Source organism: Micromonospora sp. NPDC049171, assembly GCF_040648275.1.
Lineage (GTDB): Bacteria > Actinomycetota > Actinomycetes > Mycobacteriales > Micromonosporaceae > Micromonospora.
In genome coordinates this window covers 1-1324 of record NZ_JBEZDJ010000069.1, presented here as the reverse complement: position 1 = coordinate 1324, position 1324 = coordinate 1, and the positions used below count along the sequence as shown (strand labels likewise).

General features: G+C 65.8%; 1 protein-coding gene. It reads left to right on the top strand.

What is annotated here, in order from left to right; genetic code table 11:
- Positions 1-1202 (top strand): IS3 family transposase gene (locus tag AB0B14_RS36720; protein ID WP_357526761.1). Its coding sequence is split into 2 segments (ribosomal slippage), with 1200 coding nucleotides annotated over them: positions 1-306 and positions 309-1202; the frame shifts between segments, so codons are not numbered across the junction. This gene is flagged as partial in the annotation.
- Between the last annotated feature and the right edge of the window lie 122 nt (positions 1203-1324).

The following is a 1324-nucleotide window of genomic DNA, read 5'->3' as shown; positions in this document are numbered from 1 at the left end:
GTCCTCTCCGGGGTTCAGCGCCGGAGGCGCTGGACCCCGGAGGAAAAGGTCCGGATCGTCGAGGAGACGTATCTGCCGGGCATGAACGTGTCGCTGGTAGCCCGGCAGCATGGCATCAGTGGCAGCCAGATCTTCACCTGGCGCAGGCTGGTTGCGCAGGGTGCGCTGACTGCCGCCGGTGCCGGCGAGGAGGTGGTGCCCGCCTCCGAGTACCGGTCGCTGCAGAACCAGGTCGCCGAGCTGCAGCGCCTGCTGGGCAAGAAGACTATGGAAGCCGAGATACTGCGGGAGGCCGTCTCCCGGGCCGCAGGCCCAAAAAAACTCCTCTTGCGCTCGATCTCGTTGCCAGGGGACGACCGGTGAGCGCGGTGGCCGAGGCGTTGGGCGTCAGCCGCCAGCACCTGTCAGCCATGCACAACCGGTCGCCTACACGTCGGCGAGGTCGACCGCCTCTACCGGATACCGACTTGGTCAGCGACATCCGGGCGCTGATCGCCGATCTGCCCACCTACGGTTATCGCCGGGTCCACGCCCTTCTGCGCCGCCAGGCTGCCAGGATCGGGCGCACAGCGCCCAATCCCAAGCGGGTCTACCGGGTCATGAAGGTGCACGGGCTGCTGCTTCAGCGCCACAACGGCAGCCGGGAGGAGCGGCGCCATGATGGTCGCGTTGCCGTCGATCGGCGCAACACCCGCTGGTGCTCTGACGCCTTGGAGATCGCTTGCGACAATGGCGAAAAGGTGCGCGTCGCCTTTGCACTCGACTGCTGTGACCGCGAGGCCATGGGGCACGTTGCTACCACCGGCGGCATCACCGCCGAGGACATCCGTGATCTGATGGTCGCCACTGTCGAGCATCGCTTTGGCCCGGTGAACCGCTTGGCCTCGCCCATTGAATGGCTCAGCGATAACGGCAGCCCTTACGTTGCTCACGATACTCGCCGCTTCGCGCGCGACATCGGCCTCGTACCCCGCACCACGCCGGTCAGCTCTCCGCAATCGAACGGCATGGCCGAAGCTTTCGTGCGCACCCTCAAGCGCGACTACGTCCGTGTAAACCCGACGCCCGATGCACGCACTGTCATCGAGCAACTGCCCCGCTGGCTAACCCACTACAATGAGGTCCATCCGCACAAGGCGCTAGGCTACCGATCACCCCGCGAGTACATCACCCAAACCCGCGAGGCCTCGTCAGGCAATTAGGGGGCAACGACAGCGGAGAACAGGCTCTCACGGTACCGGCGCGGTTGCAGGTAGGCCTCTGTCCTGTGCGCGGGGGTAGGGTGAAATGTCGGCTATGCGCCCTCATCTCGGACGTTTGGCGG